Source organism: Egibacteraceae bacterium, assembly GCA_040905805.1.
Taxonomy (GTDB): Bacteria; Actinomycetota; Nitriliruptoria; order Euzebyales; family Egibacteraceae; genus DATLGH01.
Window position 1 is genome coordinate 25,083 of the sequence record JBBDQS010000146.1, and the last position, 24,790, is coordinate 49,872.

Annotated in this window: 27 protein-coding genes; 17 read left to right on the forward strand and 10 right to left on the reverse strand. The window is 71.8% G+C overall.

Annotation, left to right across the window (positions count from 1 at the left end; genetic code table 11):
* The first annotated feature begins 411 nt into the window (after window positions 1–411).
* On the forward strand, window positions 412–843 hold the full coding sequence (locus tag WD250_16030) for a tyrosine-type recombinase/integrase (protein ID MEX2621725.1): 432 nt from the start codon (window positions 412–414) through the stop codon (window positions 841–843).
* A 167-nt stretch (window positions 844–1,010) separates the two neighbouring features.
* On the opposite strand, the gene WD250_16035 is transcribed toward WD250_16030, so the two are convergent.
* From WD250_16035 to WD250_16045, 3 genes are all read right to left on the reverse strand, one after another.
* On the reverse strand, window positions 1,011–2,261 hold the full coding sequence (locus WD250_16035) for an MFS transporter (protein MEX2621726.1): 1,251 nt from the start codon (window positions 2,259–2,261) through the stop codon (window positions 1,011–1,013).
* A 16-nt stretch (window positions 2,262–2,277) separates the two neighbouring features.
* Complete coding sequence (locus tag WD250_16040; protein MEX2621727.1) at window positions 2,278–2,631, reverse strand: hypothetical protein; 354 nt, start codon at window positions 2,629–2,631, stop codon at window positions 2,278–2,280.
* 88 nt (window positions 2,632–2,719) lie between these two features.
* Window positions 2,720–5,548: an AAA family ATPase gene (locus tag WD250_16045; GenBank protein ID MEX2621728.1), complete on the reverse strand. Its 2,829-nt coding sequence runs from the start codon at window positions 5,546–5,548 to the stop codon at window positions 2,720–2,722.
* Window positions 5,549–5,696: 148 nt separating this feature from the next.
* Between WD250_16045 and WD250_16050 the strand changes: the two genes are divergently transcribed.
* Window positions 5,697–6,614 (forward strand): class I SAM-dependent methyltransferase, encoded by a 918-nt coding sequence (locus WD250_16050; GenBank protein MEX2621729.1) that lies wholly within the window; start codon window positions 5,697–5,699, stop codon window positions 6,612–6,614.
* Here the strand turns inward: WD250_16050 and WD250_16055 are convergent.
* Window positions 6,589–6,894: a hypothetical protein gene (locus WD250_16055; GenBank protein MEX2621730.1), complete on the reverse strand. Its 306-nt coding sequence runs from the start codon at window positions 6,892–6,894 to the stop codon at window positions 6,589–6,591. The two genes, WD250_16050 and WD250_16055, sit on opposite strands and share 26 nt — an antisense overlap.
* A gap of 686 nt (window positions 6,895–7,580) precedes the next feature.
* Entirely contained in the window at window positions 7,581–7,919 is a 339-nt protein-coding gene (locus WD250_16060) for a nuclear transport factor 2 family protein (protein ID MEX2621731.1), read from the reverse strand.
* A gap of 32 nt (window positions 7,920–7,951) precedes the next feature.
* On the opposite strand from WD250_16060, the gene WD250_16065 reads away from it, so the two are divergent.
* The 4 genes from WD250_16065 (at window position 7,952) to WD250_16080 (ending at window position 9,569) form a co-directional block, all read left to right on the forward strand.
* Window positions 7,952–8,377, forward strand: a complete 426-nt coding sequence (locus WD250_16065) for a winged helix-turn-helix domain-containing protein (protein MEX2621732.1) — start codon at window positions 7,952–7,954, stop codon at window positions 8,375–8,377.
* Window positions 8,374–8,796, forward strand: a complete 423-nt coding sequence (locus WD250_16070) for an SRPBCC domain-containing protein (GenBank protein ID MEX2621733.1) — start codon at window positions 8,374–8,376, stop codon at window positions 8,794–8,796. Before WD250_16065 ends, WD250_16070 begins: the two co-directional genes overlap by 4 nt.
* Window positions 8,797–8,869: 73 nt before the next feature.
* Window positions 8,870–9,208, forward strand: a complete 339-nt coding sequence (locus WD250_16075) for a hypothetical protein (GenBank protein ID MEX2621734.1) — start codon at window positions 8,870–8,872, stop codon at window positions 9,206–9,208.
* Window positions 9,209–9,326: 118 nt separating this feature from the next.
* Window positions 9,327–9,569 (forward strand): hypothetical protein, encoded by a 243-nt coding sequence (locus WD250_16080; GenBank protein MEX2621735.1) that lies wholly within the window; start codon window positions 9,327–9,329, stop codon window positions 9,567–9,569.
* A gap of 47 nt (window positions 9,570–9,616) precedes the next feature.
* Here the strand turns inward: WD250_16080 and WD250_16085 are convergent, their stop codons facing one another.
* Both WD250_16085 and WD250_16090 read right to left on the reverse strand, forming a co-directional pair.
* Window positions 9,617–10,255, reverse strand: coding sequence for a class F sortase (locus WD250_16085; GenBank protein ID MEX2621736.1), 639 nt, complete (start codon window positions 10,253–10,255; stop codon window positions 9,617–9,619).
* A complete protein-coding gene (locus WD250_16090; protein MEX2621737.1) occupies window positions 10,252–11,250 on the reverse strand; it encodes an ice-binding family protein in 999 nt (332 codons plus the stop codon). Before WD250_16090 ends, WD250_16085 begins: the two co-directional genes overlap by 4 nt.
* Window positions 11,251–11,315: 65 nt before the next feature.
* On the opposite strand from WD250_16090, the gene WD250_16095 reads away from it, so the two are divergent.
* The 3 genes from WD250_16095 to WD250_16105 are packed head-to-tail and all read left to right on the forward strand — an operon-like array spanning window position 11,316 to window position 12,226.
* Entirely contained in the window at window positions 11,316–11,594 is a 279-nt protein-coding gene (locus WD250_16095) for a hypothetical protein (GenBank protein ID MEX2621738.1), read from the forward strand.
* Between the two features lie 51 nt (window positions 11,595–11,645).
* Window positions 11,646–12,002 carry a nucleotidyltransferase domain-containing protein gene (locus tag WD250_16100; protein MEX2621739.1) on the forward strand — a complete coding sequence of 119 codons (357 nt, stop codon included), beginning with the start codon at window positions 11,646–11,648 and terminating at the stop codon, window positions 12,000–12,002.
* Complete coding sequence (locus WD250_16105; GenBank protein MEX2621740.1) at window positions 11,999–12,226, forward strand: hypothetical protein; 228 nt, start codon at window positions 11,999–12,001, stop codon at window positions 12,224–12,226. Before WD250_16100 ends, WD250_16105 begins: the two co-directional genes overlap by 4 nt.
* 38 nt (window positions 12,227–12,264) lie before the next feature.
* Here the strand turns inward: WD250_16105 and WD250_16110 are convergent, their stop codons facing one another.
* Window positions 12,265–14,022 (reverse strand): acetyl-CoA carboxylase biotin carboxylase subunit, encoded by a 1,758-nt coding sequence (locus WD250_16110; GenBank protein ID MEX2621741.1) that lies wholly within the window; start codon window positions 14,020–14,022, stop codon window positions 12,265–12,267.
* Window positions 14,023–14,237: 215 nt separating this feature from the next.
* On the opposite strand from WD250_16110, the gene WD250_16115 reads away from it, so the two are divergent.
* From WD250_16115 to WD250_16145, 7 genes are all read left to right on the forward strand, one after another.
* Window positions 14,238–14,690 carry a cupredoxin domain-containing protein gene (locus tag WD250_16115; protein MEX2621742.1) on the forward strand — a complete coding sequence of 151 codons (453 nt, stop codon included), beginning with the start codon at window positions 14,238–14,240 and terminating at the stop codon, window positions 14,688–14,690.
* 148 nt (window positions 14,691–14,838) lie between these two features.
* A complete protein-coding gene (locus tag WD250_16120) occupies window positions 14,839–16,623 on the forward strand; it encodes a hypothetical protein (GenBank protein MEX2621743.1) in 1,785 nt (594 codons plus the stop codon).
* A 101-nt stretch (window positions 16,624–16,724) separates the two neighbouring features.
* Window positions 16,725–17,525: an AAA family ATPase gene (locus WD250_16125; GenBank protein MEX2621744.1), complete on the forward strand. Its 801-nt coding sequence runs from the start codon at window positions 16,725–16,727 to the stop codon at window positions 17,523–17,525.
* Entirely contained in the window at window positions 17,522–17,857 is a 336-nt protein-coding gene (locus WD250_16130; protein ID MEX2621745.1) for a hypothetical protein, read from the forward strand. The genes WD250_16125 and WD250_16130 overlap by 4 nt, the downstream gene beginning before the upstream one ends.
* On the forward strand, window positions 17,854–18,642 hold the full coding sequence (locus WD250_16135; protein MEX2621746.1) for an inositol monophosphatase family protein: 789 nt from the start codon (window positions 17,854–17,856) through the stop codon (window positions 18,640–18,642). Before WD250_16130 ends, WD250_16135 begins: the two co-directional genes overlap by 4 nt.
* Window positions 18,643–18,895: 253 nt before the next feature.
* Entirely contained in the window at window positions 18,896–19,297 is a 402-nt protein-coding gene (locus WD250_16140) for a cupin domain-containing protein (GenBank protein MEX2621747.1), read from the forward strand.
* Window positions 19,298–19,422: 125 nt separating this feature from the next.
* Window positions 19,423–20,217 carry a Bax inhibitor-1/YccA family protein gene (locus WD250_16145; protein MEX2621748.1) on the forward strand — a complete coding sequence of 265 codons (795 nt, stop codon included), beginning with the start codon at window positions 19,423–19,425 and terminating at the stop codon, window positions 20,215–20,217.
* A 33-nt stretch (window positions 20,218–20,250) separates the two neighbouring features.
* Here the strand turns inward: WD250_16145 and WD250_16150 are convergent, their stop codons facing one another.
* Window positions 20,251–22,332 carry a DEAD/DEAH box helicase gene (locus WD250_16150; protein ID MEX2621749.1) on the reverse strand — a complete coding sequence of 694 codons (2,082 nt, stop codon included), beginning with the start codon at window positions 22,330–22,332 and terminating at the stop codon, window positions 20,251–20,253.
* Window positions 22,333–22,507: 175 nt separating this feature from the next.
* On the opposite strand from WD250_16150, the gene WD250_16155 reads away from it, so the two are divergent.
* The gene (locus tag WD250_16155) at window positions 22,508–24,127 is read left to right on the forward strand and encodes a DUF885 domain-containing protein (protein ID MEX2621750.1); all 1,620 of its coding nucleotides are present in this window, start codon (window positions 22,508–22,510) and stop codon (window positions 24,125–24,127) included.
* 12 nt (window positions 24,128–24,139) lie between these two features.
* Here the strand turns inward: WD250_16155 and WD250_16160 are convergent, their stop codons facing one another.
* Window positions 24,140–24,733: a TetR/AcrR family transcriptional regulator gene (locus WD250_16160; protein MEX2621751.1), complete on the reverse strand. Its 594-nt coding sequence runs from the start codon at window positions 24,731–24,733 to the stop codon at window positions 24,140–24,142.
* Window positions 24,734–24,790 lie beyond the last annotated feature (57 nt).

Genomic DNA, 24,790 nt, shown 5'->3' on the forward strand with positions numbered 1-24,790 from the left:
CGGAGAGCCGCGGCTCCGCGGGTTTGGGGCGGCACCGTTGGGCTTCCTATCACGAACTACACGATGCAGCTCGTCGGTGGGGCTGGGCTCGAACTCGGGGATGAGGTGAAGGTTGAAGTCGCGTGCCTGCTGTGCCTTGAGGACTACCGGGCCTATCCGGTGGGGAGCGTGGCCTGGCGGCGGGCACCATCGCCGGCTGTCTGCATGTGGCGAGGCTGTTCTTCGCGGCGCGCGCCGCCGATGGGCAGCTGCATCTGGAGCGTCTGGACGCCTCGGAGGTGACCGGGTTCGTCTCGGCTGAGTGCGCGTCGCGCTCGGTCGGCTCGGCCAAGTACATCGTGTGCGGGCTGCGGTCGTTGCTGCGTTACCTTTGCGTCGCCGACCACACCGAAATCCAGTTGGGAGACGGTGGTGCCCAAGGTCGCGGGCTGGCACCTGGTCGGGGTGCCGGTCACGTTCGATCTTGGCGAGGTGGCCCGCCTGCTGGCCAGCTGCGACCGGCGGACGACCTTCGGCCGGCGCGACTGCGCCGTGCTCGTCGTGCTGTCCCGGCTCGGGCTGCGCGCCGGGGAGGTGGCCGCCTTGGATCTGGCCGACATCGACTGGCGCGCCGGTGAGCTGGTGGTGCGGGGCAAGGGCCGACGAGCCGAGGGCCTTCCCCTGCCTGTCGCCGTCGGCGAGGCGCTGGCCGGCTGCGTCAGGGACGGTCGACGCAGCCACTCGCGGAGCTGCTGCTCGACCTCGTCGGGCTCGGGTGGGGCGAGTCGTGGGTCCAGCGGTGCTGGCCAACCACCCGGCACGCACGGCGTTCCGACACCCCGAACCGGTCTTCCAGCTCGATGACCGCCTAGCGCCCACGTGGACTCGGCGATCTCGAACTGCCGGCAGACCGCACCCCGACATCCGGCGGGCACCGCGCTGCCTCGCCGTCTGACGCCGGGCCCCGAGCCCTTCTCGGATGGTCCCCGGACATGGTGCTGTCGCGGGACGGCGACCGACCGCTGGCGACTTCAGTGGTGGTCGAACCGGTACTGCGCCACAACCCGGCGCTGCACAACGATGACCGCGAAGGGCACAGTGAGGATGCCGCAGGCGAGGAGGTTCACGCCGGAGAAGCCAATGAGGCCGAGCAGCAGACCGGAGCTCAACGCCGCGCCTGCCCCGGATATCCATGTGATCGCCTCGACCCGTCCTTGCAGGCGAACACGGACGGCCGGGACGAGTCCCCGGCTCAGCAGGGCGCTGGCGGCAACGAAGGCGAGACACCATCCGAAACCCAGGACGAACAGCGCCGTCGCCAGCAAGGGCTGGGATCCTGCCGGTGCTGCAGCTCCGGCGAGGGCCGCGAACAGAAGAGTTGCCAGCCCGGCGACGATGACCTGGAGACTGCCGAAGCGTCCGGTCAACCAACCGGCCAGCGGGGCCAGCGCGAACATGCCGAAGGTATGGGCGCTCATGATCGCCCCGACGCCGGCTACACCGTGGCCGGCGCTGTGCACGTGGACCGGCGTCACGGTCATGACCATGAACATCACACCGAATGCGGCGGCCATCGTCACCACCGCGATCTGCACCGTTGGAAGTCTCCAGGACGAGATGGCCGGGGCAGGCAGGGCGGTCGCGTGGGGGCTTGGCTGTTCGGCTGCGCGGTAACGCGGTGCACGCGCGTGCGAGGCGGCAGCGAGGGCGAACAACACCGCGCCGACCAGGAATCCACCTGCCTCCGCCGGGAACGTCAACGCCGTTGAGACACGCCCCGCCGGGCTCAATGACAGCGGTCCCAGCACCGCCCCGATGGCCTGTGCCCACACCATCCACCCGATGACGGTTGGGCGGCGCTGCTCGGCGTGCAGCTCGGCCGCGGCGTAGCGAGCCAGTTGGTTGGCGGCGTGTCCCATGCCGATTCCCGCAAGGCCAAGGATCAGCAGAGCGAAGCTGGCGGTGGCGACCGCCACCGCAGTGAGCACGCACGCGCCAGCCCCGAGCAGGTACACGGCGGCGAAGGCCTTCTGGTGTCCGTAGCGGCTGATGAGCGCTGTCACTCGGGAGGCGCCGATTCCGGCGCCCGCGAGCGCCGCGGCGATGGGCGTGCCTGCGAGGAATGCCGAACCGGTGATGCCGTGCGCCACCACCGGCGCCATCGTCACCGCGGCGAACACACCGCAGGTGGCCAGGACCACGCCAGCGAAGATGCCTTGGGTGGCCCGCCGGGCCGTGATGTCCGCCTCCACGTCAGCGCGGGGATGTGCCGGTCTGGCCATGAGGTCCTCCGGTGGGTCAGCTGGCGTATTCGGCAGCCTTGTCCATGGTGAGTGCTTGGAGCTGGTCGACGATCGGCTGGAGCTCCTCCGTCACGGGAGTAAGGAAGGTGATCTGCTCGAGCTTGTAGACCTGCAGAAGGGTTTCCAGCTGGCCGCTGCTCGTCAGATGCTGGAAGTGCTTCCCGAAATCCTCCGGACTCGCCCAGGTCTCGATGAAGGTGACCTTGCCGGCTCGCTCATCGATGAACATCTCCCAGGACAGGGCCCCGGTCTCGTTCGCCGGCGCGCTTTCGATCCACTTGGCCGCCCAGGCCCTCAGGGCCGCCAGGTCGCTGGTGGATCCCTGACTCAGGGTACGTACCTCGCTCATGACGCTCTCCTTGGTTGTCGTCAACACAAGGTGTACAGGCAGGGAGTCTGGGATACGTCCGTGGTTCTACCGAACTTGGCCTACGCGACTACTCAACAAGTCCGTGACGTCGGGCGATGTCGGCCGCCTCGGTACGCCGTGACGCGCCCAGCTTGGCCAACAGTCTGCTCACGTGCGTGTCGACGGTGCGGGTGCCCACCATCAGGATCTCGGCGATCTCGCGGTTGGTCCGGCCCCTGGCGACCAGGTCGAGTACCTCCCGCTCGCGAGTGGTGATCCCAAGGTGGCGTGCGCTCTGCTCCGCCGGGTCCGACGCCTCCACGCCGCCAAGGGTGATGCGGGTTCGACCCGCCAGGGCCGCCGTGGCATCTGCCAGGGGTTTGGCGCCGAGGCCGATGGCTGCCTCCCAGGCCGTCGTGAGGTGGTGGCGAGCCGCAGCGCGGCCGGTTCGTTCCGACAGGGCGGTCTCGGCGACGCGCCAGTGGCAGTACGCGGCCTGGTACAGGTTCGACAGCGCGGACCACGCCTGGATCGCGTCCCCCCACAGGTCGTCGACACGCCGGTTTCGGGCCCGGGCCAATTCGGCGTGGGCGGTCACCGACCATGCCGCAGCACTGGGGTCCTCCGACGTGGGCAGATCCCGGGCGAGGCTGGCCGCAGCTTCGACGTGCTCGTCCGCCTGGCCCGGGCGGGAGGCCGTGCGGGCGCCGCGGGCGATGTCGGTGTGGGCTCGGATTCCCAGCGCCGTGAGGCAGGCGAGCAGGTGCGGGTAGTTGGCCGGGAAGTGGGGCATGGCAAGCGCAGGCCCGACCACCTCCAGGGCGGCCGTGGGCCGTGCCTGCCACAACAGGTGTTCGGCCCGCCCGGCCGAGGCAACCAGCAGGGGCGCGGTCTGGACCGGCGTCGAGCCGATGAAGCCGCGAACGGCGTCGTGGACCTGCTCCACCAGGTCACCATCTCCGGTTGCGGCCCCGAGCCGCGCCCCGTGCATCAGGCCGTATGCGTGGGCCATGTCCCTGACCTCGTGTGGAAGTCCGCAGAGTCGACGGGAGGCCTCCTGCCAGCGCCCAAGGTCCACCAGGCTGCCGAGCTCCCAGCCGGTCAAGAACACCCGGTAGGTCTCGATGTTGCGGTCGCGGCAAGCCAGGGCGCCGTCGTGAGCCTCGGAGGCCGCCTCCTCGAGGAACCCTCGTTCCCGCAGTGCATCGACCAGTCGCAGGTATGCCCGAGCCATCTCGTCGTCAGCGCCCACCTGCACAGCAAGGTCACGGGCCTCCCGCGCTGCGGTGGGCGCATCATCGGTCACCCACGAGGCCGACAACGTCGCCCGACAGCGATGCAGCGGATCGCCGCTGCTGTCGGCAAGCGCGACGGCCTCCTCGACCAGTGGTCGTGCGTCCTCACTCCGACCAGTAGCCCCGAGTCGCCAGACGAGGCCGGCGAGCACCTGGACCCGCGTGTCGACAGGAGTGTCGTCGGTCATGGCGGCCAGCGACTGCTCGTAGATCGCTTCGGCATCTTCACCCCTGCCGGCGACGAACTGGAAGCGGGCGAGCCGTTCGAGACGACCCGGGAGAGCTCCTGGGTCGTCGGCCGCTTCGGTGACCGCCGCGGACGCCAGCTCACGGGCACGTTCGAACGCTGACGCCTGGAATGCGGCTTCGGCGGCACGGGCGAGCACCTGGCCCCGACCTCCCGCCCTCCTGCGCTCGCACGCGGGCAGCTCATCCCACAACTCGAGGACACGCTCAAGGTGGGTGTGGGCCACTCCGGGGGCGTGCAACCGCGCAGCTTCCTCGGCGGCCGTGATCGAGCAGGCTGCCGCTTCCGACAGGTGGCCCCCCTCGAGCCAGTGGCGAGCCACGGTCGCGGCGTTGGCGCCGCCCGTTTGTGCCAGCCTTCTCGCCAGAGCCTCGTGGAGTGCGCGGCGACGCGAAGGCACCAGCGACTCGTACACCGCTTCGCGCAGGAGCTCGTGGCGGAACCCGTACTCGCTGCCGTCCGTGACAAGGCAGCCTGCGGCAACCGCCTCCTCGACCGCGGCGGTGACTCCCTCCTGTGCGACCCCTGAGGCGGTGACCACCGTGTCGCCGAGGATCGGTGAGCCCGCAACCGCAGCAGCCCTGACGATGGCCGCTGCTGCCGCAGACAGTGCATCCACGCGGGACAGGTACAGGTCGCGCAGGTGGGGTGGAACGCCAACCCTTCCGGCGTCCTCCGCAGCCACGAGCTCCTCGACGACCAGGGGAATGCCGTCACTGCGGCCCGCGATCTCCCGACCTTTCAGCGGACCTGCGGGGCGACCCGTGAGCGCACGCACCAGCTCTTCCACCTCGCTGACCGACAGACGATCCAGCGTAATTCGTCTGGCCGGGCGATGACTGGCAACGCGTTCGAGCATGGCGGTCAACGCTGGACGGTCGGAGATCTCCTCGCCCCGGTACGTACCGACCACAGTCCAGGTCCCCCGAGTGGCCGTGGCAAGCAGGAACACCAGTGCGTCCAGCGTGGCCTCCTCGGCCCAGTGCAGGTCCTCAACCACCAGCACGGTCCTGCTGCGCTGGGTGAGCCGGTCAACCGTCTCCCGCAGCAGGTTGAACATCTGACCGCGCGGCAACTCCGTGGCGCCGCTCAGGGCGTCCAACGCATCCGCGACCGACCGAGGCGGTGCGCCTCCAAGAGCCTTAGTCAGTGGCGCAAACGGGACCCGGCCGGACCTCAGATCGACGCAGGCGCCACTGAGCACGTTCGTGTCGGCTTCCGACAGCCGCGAGACCAGCTCGCGGATGAGTCGCGTCTTGCCGATCCCAGCCTCACCCGACACCAGCACCAGCCCAGGAGCCCCCGGCGACAGCGCTTCCACGAACGAGGACAGCCCCTCCAACGCGTCCGCTCGCCCCACAAACCGATCACCCATGCGCTCACGATAGACCCACGATGAACCGCCGAGGGCTCGTCGGTGTGTGGGCACTGCCCTAGCTACGCCGCCGACCAGGCTGCCACCATGCACGCCGCGACGGTCGTGGTCGGTGACCAGCTGGGTTTGTACCGGGCGCTGGCGGACGGTGGCGCGCAGACCCGCTGACGAGCTGGCCGCGGCGACCGACTGTCAGCCGAGGCTGGTGCGCGAATGGCTGGGCGCCCAGGTCGCCAGCGGCTACTGCGAGCACGACGACGGGCGGTACTGGCTCACCCCGGAGCAGGCCGCTTGTCTGGCGGATCCCTCCAGCCTGACCTTCGTCGCGGGCGGGGCGCTCGCGGCCAGCTCGATCCACAAGGACACCAAGCGCGTGCGAACGGCCTTTACGACCGGCGGGGGGATCGGCTGGGATGAGCACCACCCGGACCTGTTCGCCGGGACCCGGCGCCTCTTCGAGCCGGTCTACCGCGCCAACCTGGTGAGCAACTGGATCCCGTCGCTTGACGGTATGGAGGGCAAGCTCGTGGCGGGCGGCCGGGTCGCCGAGGTCGGTTGCGGCTACGGCGCGCCGCTGATCCTGCTGGCGGAGGCCTATCCCGCCTCGACGTTCGCCGGCTTCGACTACCACGCGGGCTCGATTGAGGCAGCTCGCAAGGCAGCCGTCGAGGCCGGGGTCAGCGACCGGGTGACGTTCGACGTCGCCGGCGCCGAGGAGTTCGGCGGCGGCTACGACCTCATCTGCGTGTTCAACGCGCTGCACGAATGGGGTGATCCCGTCCGGGCCGCACGCCACATCCGCCACGCGCTCACACCCGAGTGGACGTGGATGTTCACCGAGCCCCGCACCGACGACGAGCTCGTCCAAAGCGTGCGAGCCCGCACGTTCTTCTCCGTATCGACGTTCGTGTGCACTCCCAGCGCGCTGGACCAGGGCGCCGACGACGCGCTCGGTGCCCAGGCTGGCGAGGCGAGACTGCAAGACCTGGTCGCAGACGCCGGCTTCACCCGGTTCCGCCGGGCCGCCCAGACCCCGACGTTCATGGTCCTGGAAGCGCGCCCGTGACCGCCCGGACCGTCTCCAACAACAACCGGTAGCGGGCCCGCCCGTGACGCCGGGCGACCTGCACCATCGACTGCTCGACCAGCCCAGCGACCAGATCGAGCACGTCGGCACGGTCGATCCCGTCGCCGCCCACCACCGCCTCGACGGCGTCGAACTCGAATGACCCGGCGAACACCGACAGCCGCGCCAACGCCACCCGCTGCACGTCGTTGAGCAGGTCGTAGCTCCACTCCAGCGACGCCTCCAGCGTCCGTTGACGTGCCGGCGCCCCCCACCCCACCGGTCAGCAGCCCGAAGCGGTCCGACAGCCCGGTAGGGGGCCCCGAGGTTCAGGACAGGGAAACCCTAGTGTTGAGCCGAGGATCGCGACACCTGCTATGCGGGCACCAGCTCGGCCAGCTTTCCAGGGATGCTCGCATCTCCTTGCGCAGGGGCCCCTTGCGCATCGGGAGCAAGACATGCTTGAGCAGGAGGGTCTTGAGATGTGGTTCGCACGTGACCGTCACCTGGGAGCCGGCCCCGGTAGGGTGCACGGTCCAGGTCCACAGCGCGTACGAGGGGTTGTTGCCCTCACGCTTCGAACGATGGACGAACCGGTACTGCGTTCGATCGAGCTCGAGCGCCTCGGAGTTGCTGTTCCACTTCGCCCCGGAGGCCTTGACGCGCACGGTCCACGCGGCGCCTTCCGCCAAGGGCTCGGGCCGCTTCACCACCTCCGTGATCTTCTGGTTCCACGACGGCAAGCCTTCGATGTCGATGATCTGCGCGAAGACGGCTTCCGGTGGAGCTTCGATCTGTCGGCCCCTGGCTGCGCATCACAGGGGTGGTTCGTCTCGGCCCTACCCGGCATAGTCCGCACTCGATGACGGTCTCGAGGGATGTTTGTTAGACGGTGTTCGACGGCCAGCTGGTACCGGGCAGATACCGCGACCAAGATCGAGGTTAAAGGTGCCAACAGCCGGGGGGTCAAGCCCAGAACTCGTCTTGCACCCGAGGATCGCCGGTAAACCAGGCCTCAACGATCCTGCCGTCCCGCAGGTGATACACGTACACGACGTTGTCTCGGAGACTGCGCCGTGCGCGTTGGGCTGTTGTCACCTGCAGCGCGACCGTGTGCTCGTCGTTGGCAAGGACATCGTGCAAGTGGATCTGCAACGTCCCCTCAGACGCCTCGATCAACTGGTGAACCATGGCCGCTATCGACTGCGCGCCCTCAACACGAGCTCCAGCGCCGTGCCGGACCGCATCGTCCACTGGATGGTGAACCACTGCTTCGCAGCAGGCATGAGGGCTGTTCCGCGTCATCGCTGCGACAGCGAGGCGTGCATTGCGCGTGGGTGCGGGTCTGGACTAGAATAAACCGTATGGTTTACTCAAGGGCGGAGCGCGAGCACGATGACGCGCCGGACCTCGACGCCGTGTTCGCGGCCCTCGCCCATCCCTCTCGGCGGGCGATCGTGCAGTATCTCGCCGCGAGACCATCAGCGCCGCGCATGCATGTCGTGGCGTCCGAACATCAGATGTCGCCTCAGCTGCTGAACAAGCACGCGGCGGCGCTCGAGAAGTCTGGGTTGGTGGCGCGCGAAGGTCACGGCAGACAACGACACCTCGTCCTCGACCCACGAGGCCTCAGCGCTGCGCAGCAGTGGATCGAGCAGGCCCGGGCCTTCTGGCAGCACCAGCTGGGCGCCCTCGACGCCTACATCACAGAGCTCGATCGCGAAGACGGACCGGGTACGGATCCGGACGGGCAGGCGACGTGAACTTCCATGCCGAGGTCGAGCGGGTGTTCTCCATCGATCGGCCCACCATGTGGACACTCTGGACGGATGAGGAGCACGCTGCACGTTGGTTGCGCCCGTCGATCACTGAGTTCGAACCAACGATCGCGAGCATCGACCCGCGACCGAGCGGTGCGTATCGGTTCGAGATGATCGGGAAGGACGGCTCCGTTCGAGCGGTCTCAGGCCAGTTCGTCGAGGTCGACGAACCCCGACGGCTGGTCTTCACGTGGTCATGGGAGGACTCAGAAGAGGAGTCGCTCGTCGAGGTGATGCTCAGCGAGGTCCGCGACGGCACGAAGGTGAGGATCTCGCACACCAGGCTCGACTCACAGGAGTCTGCGGAGCAGCACGAAGACGGCTGGGTCGGGTGCCTGGCCAGTATCACGCATCTCGCTTGACCCCATCGGTGTCCATCGCCTGTCACCGGACACCAGCCAGATCCGCATCAGATCACTCGAGGAGGAGCAGCTCATGTCGAAGTTCGTGTTCGTCTATCACGCCCCCGGTACCCCCGCGGAGGCTGCACCGCCGACGCCTGAGCAGATGGAAGCAGTCATGGGTGCCTGGAACGACTGGGCAGCCGCTGTCGGTAGTGGAATGGTCGATTTCGGGACACCGCTGGCGGGCGGCTCACGCGTTGCTGCCGACGGCACGACCGCGCCGAGCGAACGCGACGTCGTGGGCTACACCATCATCGAGACCGACAGCATGGAGACGGCGCTCGACCTCGCCAAGGCCCACCCGCACCTGCACATGCCAGGCGGCTGTGAGATCGAGGTTCACGAGGCCCAGCCGATCCCTGGGATGTAGGGAGCGCCATCCGGTGACCCACGGTCTCGGCGGGCGAGGCGACCTCCAGAGGAGCACGGGAGAGCAGGGATCCCGTGTATCCATGTGCGACACTGGGCCCCCTCGAGGAGGACAGACCATGCCGTTCGTCCAGCGCGCCCTGGTCGCGCACGAGAGCGATCCGGCCAGCCGCCACCTGGCCGCCATGGGCAGCGGGGCGGTACCCGGTGCGGTGTGGCAGGGCGAGACGTCCTGCGGGCTGACCGGTGCCCTGACCTACGTCGGCCCTGCCCGCCATGCCCTCATCCCGGGCATCACGCCCGTGTGCCCGTCGTGCCTGTCGAACGAGGCGGCGGCACAGCAGGAGGAAGGCGCCAGCTGACCCCGACCCTTCCGTAGTGGGCCTTCCTGCAGCGGTTCGTCGGCGTCCTACCGGTGTCCGACCAGTGTGGCGAAGACGACCACGTTGTCGAGGTAGTGCCCGGCGGCGCCATCGAACGCGCCGCCGCACGTGATCAGACGCAACTCGGCGCGATCGGTGTGGCCGTAGACGAGGGACGTCGGGAAGTCGGCTTTGGCGTAGCGGCCGACCGTGTCGACCCGAAACCGGGCGGTCAGCCCATCGGCGCGCGCGACCAGGATGTCGTCACCCGGCCGGAGGTCGGCAAGGTCGAAGAACACCGACGGCCCCTGGGCCGCGGAGTCGACGTGCCCGACGATGATGGCGGGGCCAGGGGAGCCTGGGCCGACCGAGTGCTTGTACCAGGCCGCCTCGTTGTAGTGCGGTCCCGGCGCTGGCACCTGCATGATGTTCTCGTCGGTGAGCCCGACCCGCTGCAGCGGCGAGCGCACCCCGATGGCCGGGATGTCGATGGAGACCGGGAAGGACGGGGGAAGCGCAGACCCGTCGTCGCGGGCGACGGATTCGGACGGTGCAGAGGCGGCCCCAGTCGGCATGACCTCCACCGCGATGGCGGTCGTGCCGCCGGCCGCCAGGACACACGCAGCCGTCAGGACGGCAAGCTTGCGGCTGCGGTGCACGACCACCGCCTTCGTCGGCTGGATCACGTCGGGGGGCGCTGACCGGGACGACGCGGACGGGCGATGACGACCGCTCCGGCGCTGAGGAGGAGGCCGTATCCGAGGCCGAGAAGGACGATGTGGTGGCCCCCAGCCGTCGAGCCACCACCGGCCGGCACGCCGCCCGTCGGGGGAGTCGTGCGCGTCGGCGGGGTGCCGCCGGTGGGGGTGCCGCCGGTGGGCGTCCCGACCGTGGGGGTGCCGCCGGTGGGCGTGCCGACCGTGGGGGTGCCGGAGGTCGGGGTGTCGCCGGTGGGCGTGCCGACCGTGGGGGTGTCGCCGGTGGGGGTAGCGACCGTGGGGGTGCCGCCGGTGGGGGTGTCGACCGTGGGGCTGCCACTGACGGGGATGCTGACGGTGGGGGTGGGGACCGGGGTGGCTGTCGGCGTCGGCGTGGGCGTGGGGGTCAGCGTGGGCGTCGGCGTCGGCGTCGCGAGCGGCGTGCACGCGGCGCGCGTGATGGTGTTGGTGTCCATGGTGACCGCACCGTTTCGGGCCATCGCTCGACCGTCGATGACGGCGCCGGTGTTGAGGGAGATGGAGGTCAACGCCAGGATGTTGCCCTTGAACGATGTGCGCGTGCCCAGGGTCGCTGAGCTACCCACCTGCCAGTAGACATTGCAGGCATCGGCGCCGTTGATGAGGTTCACCCGGCTGTCCGTGGCGGTGACGAGCGTCGTGGGCATCGTGAAGATGAAGACTGCGTTGCCATCGCCGGCGGCGTCGAGGGTGAGCGTGCCCGTCATCCCGAACGTCCCCGACGCGGACGTGTAGACCCCGGGTGCGAGCGTCTGCCCGCCGAGCTCCGTGGCGGTCGTGGTCACCGGCTGACGGCCGGCGGCGTCGGTGTAGGCGGTCACCAGGTCGGTCTTGGCCTGCTCGGCGACGGCGTCGGCGATGTGGAGCTCGCCCGCCATCGTGACCGAATCGAACCCGGTCACCGAGCTGCCGGGGTGCAGACCGACGTCGCGGCACCCGGGCACCTATCCGTGCGCCGTCCGCCAAAGCAAGCGCCCCACTCGGGGTTCATCTTCCCTATCGGCAGCATGTGGCCGAACCTGTGGGGTGTGTCCGGTCTCACCAGTCGGCCGGGTGGGCCCGTGGGCAGCAGGCCGGCAAGCTCCGGGAAGGCCGACCCGACCGCCTCGAGCAGGCGGGCACGCGCTCATGGGCCACCGAAGGCCACTTCCTCATCGTCGACGTGGACGACGAGCGCATGACCGTGCACCCGGTGACCGATTTCGGCGTCGATGGGGAGCTGACCTATCTGCGCGCGACCACACCCGATGGCCAGGGCGCACCCATGCCGATCGTCGTCCCGCGCTGACAGCGACAGACGCGCCATCATGGAGGGCACGGCCATGGAGCCTGCTCGTCGATGCACGCCCGGAAGGAACGCGTGGACCGCGCTGTCGCCGACTTCGTCAGGGTGCTCGTGGCGCGCACCGAGGCGCTGCTGGGCGAGGACCTCCTGGCGCTGTCGCTGGTCGGGTCGCTGTCCACCGGTGATGCCCACCCGGCGACGAGCGACATCGACGTGCTGGTGCTGGTCGACCAGGCGCCCGACGGCGCGCGCCGGGACGGGCTGGCCGACGAGGTCGTCGCCCTCGGCCTGGAGTGCCCATGGGCAGGCGTGAGTATGTCGTCTCCCAGGCTGACGCCGTGCGGGCCCCGACCTATCCGTTGCGGTACACACTCAACGTCAACGCCGGTCCCCGCCGTGACACCCACGTGAGCGTCGGGGGCGACCCCGCGCACTGGTTCCTGCTGGATGTGGCGATGGCCCGCCAGCTCGCCACCCCGCTCCGCGGCCCGCGGCCGAGCGACCTGACCGGCGAGCCACCGACTGCCGATGCCCTCAGGGCCAGGCACGACCGTGGCCCGCGGTTGGACGAGGACAGGGTCGGGGCCTTCCTGGCCAGCGTGGCCCGGCGGGTCGACCACCGCATGCCGCAGTAGGCCCGCGACGACGGGAGGCGGGGCGGCAGGGCGCTGGGCTACCCGGCCTCGGGCGTGATGGTGGCGAGCGGGTCGCCGGTGTTGACGACGTCACCCGCGGCCACGTGCAGCTCGGCCAGGACCCCGTCACGCTCGGCCGTGACGTGGTTCTCCATCTTCATGGCCTCCAGCACCACGATGAGGTCCCCGGCGGCCACCGCCTGACCGGCCTCCGCGGCGGTCTTCACGATCGTGCCCTGCATCGGTGCGGACAGCACCGTGGGCGCGGTGGCCGTGGATGCCGGCCGTGGGACGGATGACGCGCGGCGGGCAGGCCCCCGCCGGGGGGGGTCCGGGGCGTCCTCGGGGTCGAACACGGCGACCTCGACGCGCTTGCCGCCGACCTCGACGGTGAGCTTGCGGGTGGGGGACTGCTCACCTCGGCCCGGGGCCGCGGGTGCCGCGGCAGCGATCGCGGACAGGTCCCACTCCGTCTCCACGGACACCGTCGAGACGGCACCGGCGACGAAGTCGGGGTGGGCGACGGCCACGCGGTGGAAGTCGATGGTGGTGGGCACCCCCTCGACCACGAACTCGTCGAGCGCCCGAGCCAGCTTGCGGCGCGCGTCCTCGCGGTCGGCGCCGTAGGCGATCAGCTTGGCGACCAGCGAGTCGTACGCGCTCGGGATCGTCCAGCCGGCTTCGCCGGCGGCGTCGACGCGCACGCCCGGCCCGGCCGGGGCGCGCCATGCGGTGATGAGCCCCGGGGACGGCACGAAGCCCGCACCGACGTTCTCGGCGTTGATGCGTGCCTCGATGGCATGGCCCCGCACGACGATGTCGCCCTGCATGAGGTCCAGCGCCTGCCCGTCGGCGATCCGCAGCTGCCAGTGCACGAGGTCCAGGCCGGTGACCAGCTCGGTGACCGGGTGCTCCACCTGCAGGCGGGTGTTCATCTCCAGGAAGAAGAACTCGCCGTCGGCGTAGAGGAACTCGACGGTGCCCGCGCCGGTGTAGCCGACCTGCTCGGAGACCCGCACCGCTGCCGTGCCCAGCGCCGCACGCACGTCGGCGGGCAGGTGCGGCGCGGGCGCCTCCTCGATGAGCTTCTGGTGACGGCGCTGCGCGGAGCAGTCCCGCTCGCCGAGGAACAGGCAGCGGCCGTGCGTGTCGGCCAGGACCTGCGCCTCGATGTGGCGGGGGCGGGACAGGTAGCGCTCGACGTAGACCTCGCCCCGGCCGAAGGAGGCGATCGCCTCGCGCTGCGCGGCCTCGAGCGCGTCGGCCAGGTCCGCCGGGTCGTGCACGACCTTGAGGCCCCGCCCACCGCCGCCGAAGGCCGCCTTGATCGCCACCGGCAGGCCGTGCTCGTCGGCGAACGCCGCGACCTCGGCGGGTTCGGTGGTCGGCTCGTCGGTGCCGGGCACGACCGGCACACCGGCGGCCTGGGCGACCGCGCGGGCGCTCAGCTTGTCGCCCATCTGGGCGATGGCCGATGCCGGGGGTCCCACCCACGCCAGACCGGCGTCGGTCACCGCCGCGGCGAAGTCGGCGTTCTCGGAGAGGAAGCCGTAGCCGGGGTGCACGGCCTCGGCGCCCGTGTCCGCGGCGACCGCGAGGATCCGGTCACCCGCGAGGTAGCTCTCGGCGGCGGGGGCGGGGCCGAGTCGGTGCGCCTCGTCGGCGGCCCGCAGCCAGGGGGCGTCCCGGTCGGCGTCGGAGTAGACCGCGACGGTGGCGATCCCCAGCTCGTGGCAGGCGCGCAGGATCCGCAGGGCGATCTCGCCACGGTTGGCCACCAGGAGCCGCGTGAACATCGTCGGGGGTCCTCTCGGGAGACGTCGCCAGCATGCTAGTCGTCCGGCTCGTCGGGGCCGCATCCCGCGCCTGCGACCTGCGGCTGCCGCCGCCGCGCGGCAGAATGAGGGTATCCACAGCGTTGTCGGCTCCCCCTCCCGCCGGCGCTTGTGAGAGGCTTCACAAGCTGCGCACCCGCGCGGCCCACCACGTCGCAGTGAAGGAGCGAACGCGCATGTCGTCGATCAGGATCTCGTTGTTGGGACTCGTGGCCGCGTTGGCCGTCGCCGGGACCGCGTGCACCCCCCAGGAGCCCGACGTCACCCCCGAGGAACAGGTGGGCGCCGCGCAGCGTCCCGAGGAGCCCGCCGAGAACGGCGAGGACGCCGGCGATGACGCCGAGGGCGAGGGTGGCGGCGAGACCGTCACCTTCGTCGCCGAGGACATCCTCTTCGCCGACGCCCCGAGCGAGGTCCCGGCGGGCAGCGTCACCTTCGAGCTGCTCAACGACGGCAGCGCCGACCACGACGTCACGATCGACGACCTCGGCGGCGAGCCCATCGTGGAGGCCCCCGGTGGCGAGACCGCGACCGGCACCGCCGAGCTCGAACCCGGCGAGTACGAGTACTACTGCTCCGTCCCCGGTCACAAGAGCAGCATGAACGGCACGTTCACCGTCACCGAGTAGCCGAGCAGGTCGACACCGCCGTCCGGGCCCTGTGCTACCGGACGGCGGTCCGCCGGATGGCCCTGTTCGCGGCGGGTTACCGTGAGTACACTGACCGCTCGGCCACGGCATCGTTTCCGGATGCCGCAGCGCAGGAGGGACAGCCGGCATGGGCATCGTCGTGGCGCACGGGGTCGGGGCGTGGGCGTGGCTGGCCGTCCCGTTGACGGGTTACGTGGTCGTCACCGCGATCCTGGCGGTCACCGGCCGCAGCACCAACCGCGAAGCGGTCATCCACTTCATGGAGCGGGTCTCCGACAGCCTGCGCCGGCTGACGGGGTTCCCGGGCTGGGCGATGGCCGGGGTGCTGTCGAGCCTGGTCATGCTGCTGATCGTCGTCGTCGGCTTCTACTGGGACGTCGCCTGGCACATCGACCTCGGTCGCGACGTGGTGCTGTTCACCCCGTCCCACGTGATGATCCTGGTCGGGCTCGGCGGGCTGGTGTACGCGGGGTTCGTCGCGATCCTGTTCGCCACGATCGACGACGCCCGCGTGGGGTTCGACCTGTGGGGCCTGCGGGTGCCCTACTCCGCGGTGCTGCTCCTCGCCCTGGGGACCGGCGCGGTGATCGGGTTCCCCCTGGACGAGCTCTGGCACCGCTCCTACGGCATCGACGTGACCCTGTGGAGCCCGACGCACCTGCAGCTGGTCGGCGGGGGCTCGGCGGCCACCATCGCGGCGCTGCTGATGTGCGCCGAGGGCCTGCCATCCGCCCGACCCAACCGGCTCGGCCGCGCCATCGTCGTGCTGACGGCCGGCACCGTCCTCGTGGGCATGTCGACGTTCCAGGGGGAGTTCGACTTCGGCGTGCCGCAGTTCCAGCTGCTCTACCAGCCCCTGCTGGTCGCGGCTGCCGCCGGGTTCGCCCTGGTCCTCGCCCGGCTCGCGCTCGGCCCGTGGGGCGCGCTCAAGGTCGCCCTGGTCGCCCTGGCGCTGCGGGGGCTGCTCGCCCTGACGGTGGCCGGGGCGCTCGACCACACCGTGCCCCGCTTCCCGCTGTACCTCGGGTCCGCGTTGCTCGTCGAGGCGGTGGCCTGGCGGCTCGGCACCGCCCGCCGGCTGCGTGTGGGCATCCTGGCGGGGCTGGCCGTCGGCACGGTCGGCCTGCTCACCGAAGGCGGGTGGGCCCTGGCCACCGGGTGGTGGGACACCGCGCCGGCGCCGCTCGTGGTCGGCGCGCTGCTGCTCGGACCGGTCGCGGCGATCGCCGCGGCGGTCCTCGGTGCCGGGCTCTCGCGGGCGTTCCTGCCGCGCGCTGCGCCCCTGCCCGCGGCGGCGCTCGTGGCGGCCGGCGTGGCGCTGCTGGGTGTGCTCGCCTACCCCGCGCCGCGGCTGGTCGGCGAGGTCGAGGCGACGATCCGCCTGGACGTTGCGGGCGATACCGCCGACGTCGAGGTCACCCTGCACCCCGCCGACGCCGCGGACAACGCCACCGCCTTCGTCCTGGCCTACTGGCAGGGGGGCGGCAGCGGGACGACCCCCCTCGACGAGGTCGCCCCGGGCGTGTATCGCTCGACCGCTCCGGTGCCCGTGACCGGCAGCTGGAAGACCATGGTCAGCCTGCAGCGGGGCGCGCAGGTCATGGCCGCACCGGTCTACCTGCCCGCGGACCCCGAGATCGGTGCGTCGGCCGTCCCGGCGGTGGCCGAGCGTCGCGAGCCGTTCGTCCGCAACACCGAGGTGCTCCTGCGCGAGGCGACCGACGGGCCGGCCCTGCCGGGGGTGCTGGCCTACACGGGCCTGGCGACGCTCGTGGCCCTGTGGGTGGCGCTCATGGGGGTCACCGCTCGCCGCGTGGGGGCAGACGACGAGACGACCGAGCCCGCGGCGTCCCCGCCGGTGCTCGCCGGCGCGGAGCCACCGAGCATGGCAGGCAGCGCCGAGCGGCGGTAGACGTCGCCCGCACCGGCGCATGTCACCGCTCGGCCAGGGGCGGCGGTCCCGCCGTCTGGCGGTAGCCTGTCACGCACCCACCTCGAGGAGACCCGGGACCTGTGCCAGCTGCCGTCTACGCCGTCGCCAACCAGAAGGGCGGGGTGGCCAAGACGGCCACCACCGTGTCCCTCGGCGCGGCGCTCGCCGAGCGCGGCCAGGCCGTGCTGGTCGTGGACCTGGACGCGCAGGCGTCGCTCACGTTCAGCCTGGGCTACGACTCCGACGCGCTCGACCCGACCATGCACGACGTGGTGCTCGGCCGCGCCACCTTGGCCGCGAGCATCCTGTCGCACGCGGAGATGGACGTCGCCCCGGCCAGCATCGACCTCGCGGGCGCCGAGGTCGCGCTGCTGACCCGCACCGGCCGCGAATACGTGCTGCGCGCGGAGATCGACACCCTGCGCGACACCTACGACGCGATCCTGATCGACTGCCCGCCGTCGCTCGGGGTGCTCACCCTGAACGCGCTGACCGCCGCGGACCGGGTGCTGATCCCGCTGCAGTGCGAGACGTTGTCGCACCGCGGCGTGAGCCAGCTGCTCGAGACGATCACCGACGTGCAGCGGCTCACCAACCGCGGGCTCGAGGTCGCGGGCCTGATCGCCACGATGTTCGACGGGCGCACCCGCCACGCCCGCGAGATCCTCGCCGACGTCGTCACCCGCTACGACCTGCCGATCGTCGGGGTGCCCGTGCGCAAGAGCGTGCGCTTCGCCGAGGCGCCGCTGCACGGCAGGTCGATCCTCGCCTACGCCGGCGGGGTCCCCGGGGCGGCGGCCTACCGGGTGATCGCGGGCGAGCTGGCCGGCCTCGCCGTCGACCCGACCGTGCGCGAGGCTGCCGGAGAGGTGCCGCAGTGACCGATCGATCCGACGACGCACCGCCCGACCCGCTGGATCGCATCAAGGTGCCGCAGCGCCGCGTGCGGGAGCGGCCGCAGGGCGACCGGCTCGACGCCCCCGACGCCGACCGGCAGGGGCGGGCGGCCCTGTTCACGCACCGGCAGCGGCGGGGGGCCCCGATCACCGTGCACTGCAGCCGCTGCGAGGCGACGAGCCCGGTCGATGCGGGCACCGCGTTGCGCAGCGCGCTCCCGCTGTTCCTGGTGGCGCCCTGGCGCGACCACCCGGTGTTCGCCGTCTGCCCGGCCTGCCGACGGCGTTCCTGGCTGCGGCCGGGGATCGGCGGGTGAGCGGGCTGTCCGAGGACCTGCTGGAGCTCGCCGAGCGAGCGGCCGTGCGTGCCGGACGCGAGCTGCTCACCCGCTACGGCGACGCGTCGGGCGTCAGCACGAAGTCCAGCGCCACCGACCCCGTCAGCGACGCCGACCGCGCGTCCGAGGAGGTGCTCGTCCAGACGCTGCTGGCCGAACGGCCCGACGACGGGCTGCTTGGTGAGGAGGGGGCCGACCGCCCGGCGGTGTCGGGGTTGCGCTGGGTCCTCGACCCGCTGGACGGGACGGTCAACTACCTCTACGGGTTTCCTGCCTGGTGCGTGAGCGTGGCCTGCGAAGACCGTACAGATGGGCAGTGGACGGGCGTCGTCGGCGTCGTGCACGACCCGCTGCGCGGCGAGACCTTCACCGCGCGGCGCGGCGAGGGCGCACGGCTGAACGGCGTGTCGCTGCGCGTCAACGACCCCGTGCCCCTGAAAGCGGCCCTGATCGCCACGGGCTTCAGCTATGACGCCGACCACCGGCGGCGCCAGGCGGCGGTCATGGCGGACCTCGTCCCGAACGTGCGCGACATCCGGAGGGCCGGATCGGCCGCCCTGGACCTGTGCGCGGTCGCCGCGGGCCGGGTCGACGGCTACTACGAGGAGATCGCCTCGCGCTGGGACTGGGCAGCGGGCGCGCTCATCGCCGTCGAGGCCGGCGCCCGGTTCGGCCGTCTGCCTACCCCACCCGAGGAGCCCGGCGTCCTCGCGGCCGGGCCGGCGCTCGCCGGCGCCCTGCGCGCCGCGGTCACCCGCCCGTGACCTCGCCCACCGCAACCCCCGGCGCCGGGGGAGCGGCGGCGGGGCGCGCGGCCTCTCCGGGGCGGGCGGTGAGCACCCAGGGTCCGTCGTCGCGACGAGGTCGCGCACCGCCGGAGGGACCGTGTCGTCCCCGACCCGGTGGCGACGCGCACTGCCGAGAGCCGCAGTCTCGCACGGACGCCGCGACCCGTCTACCGTCGCGGGGTATGGGGGGGCGCAACGCCCGAGGGATCATCAACGCCTGGGAGGGACCATGCTCGGCTGGGTCGGAGACATCGAAGAGGCCACGCTCGCCAACGACACGTTCCGCACGGTGCTGTTCACCGGCGAGCACATGCAGCTGACCGTGATGCGGCTGGCTCCCGGCGAGGAGATCGGTCGGGAGGTGCACCCCCACCTCGACCAGTTCATCCGGGTGGAGTCGGGCACGGCCCGCGTGGAGCTCGGTGCCGGGCAGGACGCCATCGACGAGGAGCACGAGCTGCAAGCGGACTGGGCGGTGATCGTCCCCGCCGGCGTGTGGCACAACGTGATCAACGCCGGCTCGGAGGCGCTGGCCCTCTACTCGCTGTACACCCCGCCGGAGCACCCGGCGGACACCGTCCACGCCACCAAGGCCGACGCCGACGCCGCCGAGCACGATCACCACACCTGACCCCCAGACGGCCGCCGCGCGACGGCGGTGGATCGCGGCCCCCAGACGGCCCCCTGCGTGCCATACTCGCTGGAGAGCCGCCGGATCTTCGGGCATCGGCGGACCGGTCATGACAGGAGCGCGCGATGCAGAGCCGTAACCCCACGTTGCGCCGGATGGCGCGGCAAGGCGGCCACCCGCCCATGATGGACCAGCGGCAGGCCGACGCCGAGTTCGAGGCCATGGCGGGCCGGCTCACCGGCGACCGGATGACCATCGAGGGCACGGTCTACAAGACCCTGTTCCTGCTGGGGCTGACGGCGGCGACCACGGTCGCCGTGTGGTTCTGGGCAGGCGGCGAACCCGTGGCGGTGCCGTTCGCCGGCATGTTCTTCTTCCCCTTGCTGGCGGTCGGCGTCCTGACCGGCTTCAAACCGAAGCTGGCCCCCATCACCGGCCCGATCTACGCGGTCATCGCCGGGGGGTTCATCGGCGTGCTCACCCTGTTCCTGCAGGGGTGGGTCGACGGCGGCCTCACGGTGCTGCCCGTGCAGGCTGCGCTGGCGACGATGGCCGTCAGCGGCTCCATGCTGGTGGCCTACCGCACCGGCCTCATCCGCGCCACCCCGCGCCTGCGCAAGATCGTCATCACCGCCACCCTCGGCATCATGGTGTTCTACCTGGTCAACATCGGGATGAGCGCGTTCGGCTCGTCGACGATGCCCCTGATCTGGGGCGGGGGGATCCTGCCGATCGTGCTGAGCGTGGCGTTCATCGTCGTGGCGTCCCTGATGCTGGTGCTCGACTTCGACCTCGTCGAGCAGATGGCCGGCACCGCGGAGAAGCGCATGGAGTGGTACGGCGCGTTCGCGCTGACCACCACGCTCATCTGGCTCTACATCGAGATGCTGCGGCTCCTCGCGCTGCTCCAGCGCGACTGACCGGGCCTCAGGGGCCGGGGCCCGCGACGACGCTCAGGGCAGGTGCGTGACCGCCATCGGGCGGTTGAGCGCGGGCTTGCCGGTGCCCCGGGTGCGCTCGACGGTGTCGCGGTCCGGTCGGGTGCGCGGCTCGGAGCGGGCCTTGCGCGGCCGGGCCCGGCGGCCGCGCTGCCCGCCGTCGCCGGGATCGCTGTGCTCGCCCGGGGACGACGGCTCCGGGCGCACCCGGGCCGGTGGATCGTCGGAGCTGGTGCCTGACGGCGCTCGGCCGTCGCCCTTGGGCGAGCCCTTCGAGCCGCCGGACCGGCCGCGGCGGGTGCGCTCCTGTGACCGGGCTGGACGCTCCTGGTCGGCCCGGTCCCCGTTGCTCGTGGCCGAATCGCGCACGGGCGTGCGGTCCCCGGATGCGCTGGGGGCGACCCGCGTGCGGGTGCGGGTGCGCCGGCGCGTGCCCGCACCCGCGCCGGCGGGCGCTCCCCCGGCGTCGGCGGGACGGGCCGCGCGGGGTGCGGCGTCGCGGGTGTCGGCGTCGCGGGGTGCGGCGTCGCGGGTGTCGGCGTCGCGGGTGTCGGCGTCGCGGGGTGCGGGCTCGCGGGCGTCCGCCTCGCGGGCGCCGGTACCGGCGGCGGACTTCCGCCGGGTGCGCGGCGCGGGCGCTGTGGCCGTGTCCGAGCCCTCGGGCGCACCGCCACGGGAACTCCGCCGGCGCGTGCGCACCCGGGCCACCGTCTCCTCGCCCTCGTCCTGATGCTCGGCTGCGGGCTGGGTGTGCTTCGGTGCGCCGTCGCGGGGCTTGGCCTCGGCGGTGCGGTCGGTGTCCGGACGCCCGCTGGCACCGGCCTTGGCGCGCTTGGCATCCGTTGCGTCCCCGCGTGCCTTGCCGCCTCGTGACGACGACTTCTCACCGCGCTTGCGCGTGGGCTTCGACGGCACGAGCGGGGCGGAGCGGGGCGCCCGCGCCGGCAGGTCGAACAGCTCGTCGAGGATCGGCGAGGTGGAGAAGACCTCGTGGATGGGCGAGTCGACGTCGAGGGCCTTCTTGATCATCTCCAGACGGGCGAGCTCGTTCCACACCGCGAGGGTGATCGCCACGCCGCTGCCGCCGGCCCGCCCCGTGCGCCCGATGCGGTGCAGGTACATCTTCTCGTCGTCGGGGCAGTCGTAGTTCACCACGTGGGTGACATCGGAGATGTCGAGCCCACGTGCCGCGACCTCGGTGGCCACCAGCACGTCGATGGTGCCCTTGCGGAACTTCGACAGGGCACGCTCGCGCGCCTCCTGTCGCAGGTCGGAGTGGATCGGCGCGGCCACGATCCCCCGGTCCTGGAGCTCGGCGGCGAGCACGTCGGCCATGCGCTTGGTGCGGGTGAAAACCACGCACAGCCCACGGCCCGGCGTCTGCAGGATCCGGGCCAGCACGGCGGGCTTGTCCATACGGTGGCAGGAGAAGAAGTGCTGCTCGGTCTCGGGGGCGATGCGCGCCTCCTCGACCTCGGCGCGCAGGAACGTGGGCTTGCGCATGTACCGGCGCGCGAGGGCGACGACCGCCGAGGGCATGGTCGCGCTGAACAGCTGGGTCTGGCGGTCGGTGGCACACGCGTCGAGGAGCGCGACGACATCGGGCAGGAACCCGAGGTCCAGCATCTCGTCCGCCTCGTCCAGCACCAGGGCGTTGACCCCCGACAGGTCCAGGATGCCCCGGCGCAGCAGGTCCAGGAGGCGACCGGGGGTGCCGACCACCACGGGGGCGCCCGCGCGCAGCGCCTCGGCCTGGGTCTCGATCGCCTTGCCGCCGTACACCGGCACCACGCGGGTGCCGAGCCGGGCGCTGGCCCGGTCGAGGTCGTCGCGGACCTGCACGCACAGCTCGCGGGTCGGCACGATCACGAGCGCCTGGGTGCGCTTGTCGTCGGTGACGCGCTGCAGCAGCGGGATCCCGAACGCCAGGGTCTTGCCCGTGCCGGTGCGCGCCTGGCCGATCACGTCGGCGCCCATGAGGCCGAGCGGCAGGGTCAGCTCCTGGATGGGGAAGGGGTGGTGTATGTCGGCGTCGGCGAGGGCGTCGCAGATCGCCGGGTCCACACCGAAATCGGCGAAGGTCTTGGTATCACTCAATGGTTGTCAACTCGAATCCGGGGGGATGGTCGGGTCCGCGTTCGGGACCGGAGGTCTTCTAGCATCCGTCTTCCAGACTACCAGGCTCCCCCAGGCCTCTGCCCCCGAGTGACCGGAGTGACCGCTGCGCCCCCGACAGGTCATCGACGACGTCTTCGCCCGCTATCTGCGCCACATACGCGACCACAGCCCGACCACGGCGACCCGCCTGGGCGACCACGCGCGGGACGACGAGCTGGACGATTGGGGCCCGGGGGCGGTCGACGAGCGCCTCCGGGAGCTGTCCGGGCTGCAGCGGCGCCTGGCTGACGTCCACCTCGAGCCGGGCGTGCCGGACGACGTCGAGCTCGACGGCGACCGGATGCTGCTGGACGACACGCTCGCCGGCATGCGCCTGGAGCTGGATGTCCTGCGGCTGCCGGAGACCGACCCGACCTTCTACCTCGGCATCGCCACCGACGGCGTGTACGACCTGCTGCGCCGCGACGACCTTCCGGTGGGGCCCCGCCGTGCGGCCGCGGCCCGCCGGGTCGCCGCCGTGCCGCGCCTGCTCGACCAGGCCCGGGCGAACCTGACCGGGGTGACCGCCCCCCGACGCCAGGTGACGCTGCTGCGCGCCCCGGGCGCCGCGACGCTGTTCCGCGATGTGGTGCCCGCGTTCGCCCCGCAGGCTGCCCTCGCCGGGCAGGCCGCGGCGCAGGCATGCGAGGCGTTCGCCCTGTGGCTCGGCACCGGGGAGGGTGCGGTCGTGCCCGACTGGCCACTGGGCGAAGGCACGTGGTCCGAGGCGCTGCGCCTCGTGCTCGGCTCGCGGCTTCCGGCCGAGGAGCTGTGGCAGCGGGGGTGGGTGCGCCTCGACGAGCTCCAAGCCGAGGCGGAGCAGCTGGCGCGTGCGGTGCTCAGCGGCGGCGGGCCGCCCCCCACCGGCGACGGGCCGGCCCCCACCGGCGACCCGCGGGCGCTGGTGTGGACCGCCCTGGACCGGCTGGCCGCCGACCGCTCGCCCCGCGAGCGTCTGGTGGCCGACGCCGCTGCTGGGCTGGACGACATCGTCGGGTTCCTGCGGTCGAGCGACCTGTTCGACCTGCCCGAGCCCGACGTCCTGCGCGTCGAGGAGGTGCCCGCGTTCCAGCAGGGGGTGGCCATGGCGTACTTCATGCCGGCGCCACCGCTGGAACCCGAGGCGCCGCACACCTACTACCTCTCGCCGGTGCCGGCCGACTGGGACGACGAGCGGGCGACGTCGTTCCTGCGCGAGTACAACCACCACGGCCTCGCCTCAGTCGGCCTCCACGAGGCCTACCCCGGCCACTACGTGCACTTCGCGGCGGCGCAGCGCCACCCGCGCCGGCTGCGGCGCACGCTCTGGAACTCCGCGTGTGCGGAGGGCTGGGCGGTCTACGCCGAGCGGGAGGTGGTGCGTGCGGGCTTCGGCGGCCCGGGGCTCGCGCTCACCAACGTCAAGATGGACATGCGCGCCGTCGCCAACGCGCTGCTCGACCAGGGCCTGCACGTCCACGGCTGGGACGATGACACCGCGATGGCGTTGCTGACCGACCGGGTCTACCAGGAGCGGTCCGAGGCCGAGGGCAAGCTGGTGCGCGCCAAGGTGACCGCCGGTCAGCTGTCCTCCTACTTCGTCGGCGGTGAGGAGTTCGCCGACCTGCGCACCGACGTGGCCGCCGCCAGAGGATCGGCCTTCCACCCGCGCGCCTTCCACGCCGACGTCCTCGCCCAGGGCGTCCCGCCGGTCGGGGTCCTGCGGCGGGCCCTCGGCGTCCAGCCTGCGGCCTGACGCGCGCCGCGCCTACTCGTCGTCGGGGTCGAACGATCCGAGGCCCCGCCAGGCGAGACGGGCCAGCAGGGTCACGGCCTCATCCTTGTCCACGGTGGAGTGGTCGAGCCACCACCGGGCCCCCTCGGTGGCCAGGCCCCGCAGGGCCGTGGCCAGGAAGCCGGCCGACTCCGGGTCGAGCCCGGCATCCTCGGCCACCAGGACGCCGACGGCCCCGGACACCCGGGACATGGCGTCCTCCACCGCGACGCGGACGTCGGGGTCGGTGAGGTCGGCGGTGCGAAAGAGCAGCCCGAAACGCTGGTCCTCGACGAAGTCGAAGTAGGCGGCGATGGCGCCCTCGACGCGGGCGCGGTTGTCGGTCGTGCCGTGCAGGGCCTTGCGGACCTGCTCCTCCATCTCGTCGACGGCATCGCCGACCAGCGCCAGGTACAGGTCGCGCTTGGACGGGAAGTGCTGGTAGAGCACCGGCTTGCTCACGCCCGCGGCCTCCGCGAGCTGCTCCATGGACAGCCCGTGGAACCCATGCTCGGCGAACAGGCCGCCGGCGACGTCCAGCAGCTGGGCACGCCGGTCGGGTGCGCTCAGACGTGTACGCCGTCCCAACGCTGCCGTTCCTTCCTCCGCCGGATGGACCACCGGGTCGTGCGGGGCCGGACCCGA

Excerpts from the sequence above, each read along its gene's own strand:
- WD250_16035 (MEX2621726.1), bottom strand. The coding sequence starts at position 2,261 with ATGGCCAGACCGGCACATCCCCGCGCTGACGTGGAGGCGGACATCACG.
- WD250_16040 (MEX2621727.1), bottom strand. The coding sequence starts at position 2,631 with ATGAGCGAGGTACGTACCCTGAGTCAGGGATCCACCAGCGACCTGGCG.
- WD250_16045 (MEX2621728.1), bottom strand. The coding sequence starts at position 5,548 with ATGGGTGATCGGTTTGTGGGGCGAGCGGACGCGTTGGAGGGGCTGTCC.
- WD250_16060 (MEX2621731.1), bottom strand. The coding sequence starts at position 7,919 with ATGACGCGGAACAGCCCTCATGCCTGCTGCGAAGCAGTGGTTCACCAT.
- WD250_16075 (MEX2621734.1), top strand. The coding sequence starts at position 8,870 with ATGTCGAAGTTCGTGTTCGTCTATCACGCCCCCGGTACCCCCGCGGAG.
- WD250_16080 (MEX2621735.1), top strand. The coding sequence starts at position 9,327 with ATGCCGTTCGTCCAGCGCGCCCTGGTCGCGCACGAGAGCGATCCGGCC.
- WD250_16100 (MEX2621739.1), top strand. The coding sequence starts at position 11,646 with ATGCACGCCCGGAAGGAACGCGTGGACCGCGCTGTCGCCGACTTCGTC.
- WD250_16110 (MEX2621741.1), bottom strand. The coding sequence starts at position 14,022 with ATGTTCACGCGGCTCCTGGTGGCCAACCGTGGCGAGATCGCCCTGCGG.
- WD250_16115 (MEX2621742.1), top strand. The coding sequence starts at position 14,238 with ATGTCGTCGATCAGGATCTCGTTGTTGGGACTCGTGGCCGCGTTGGCC.
- WD250_16120 (MEX2621743.1), top strand. The coding sequence starts at position 14,839 with ATGGGCATCGTCGTGGCGCACGGGGTCGGGGCGTGGGCGTGGCTGGCC.
- WD250_16140 (MEX2621747.1), top strand. The coding sequence starts at position 18,896 with ATGCTCGGCTGGGTCGGAGACATCGAAGAGGCCACGCTCGCCAACGAC.
- WD250_16145 (MEX2621748.1), top strand. The coding sequence starts at position 19,423 with ATGCAGAGCCGTAACCCCACGTTGCGCCGGATGGCGCGGCAAGGCGGC.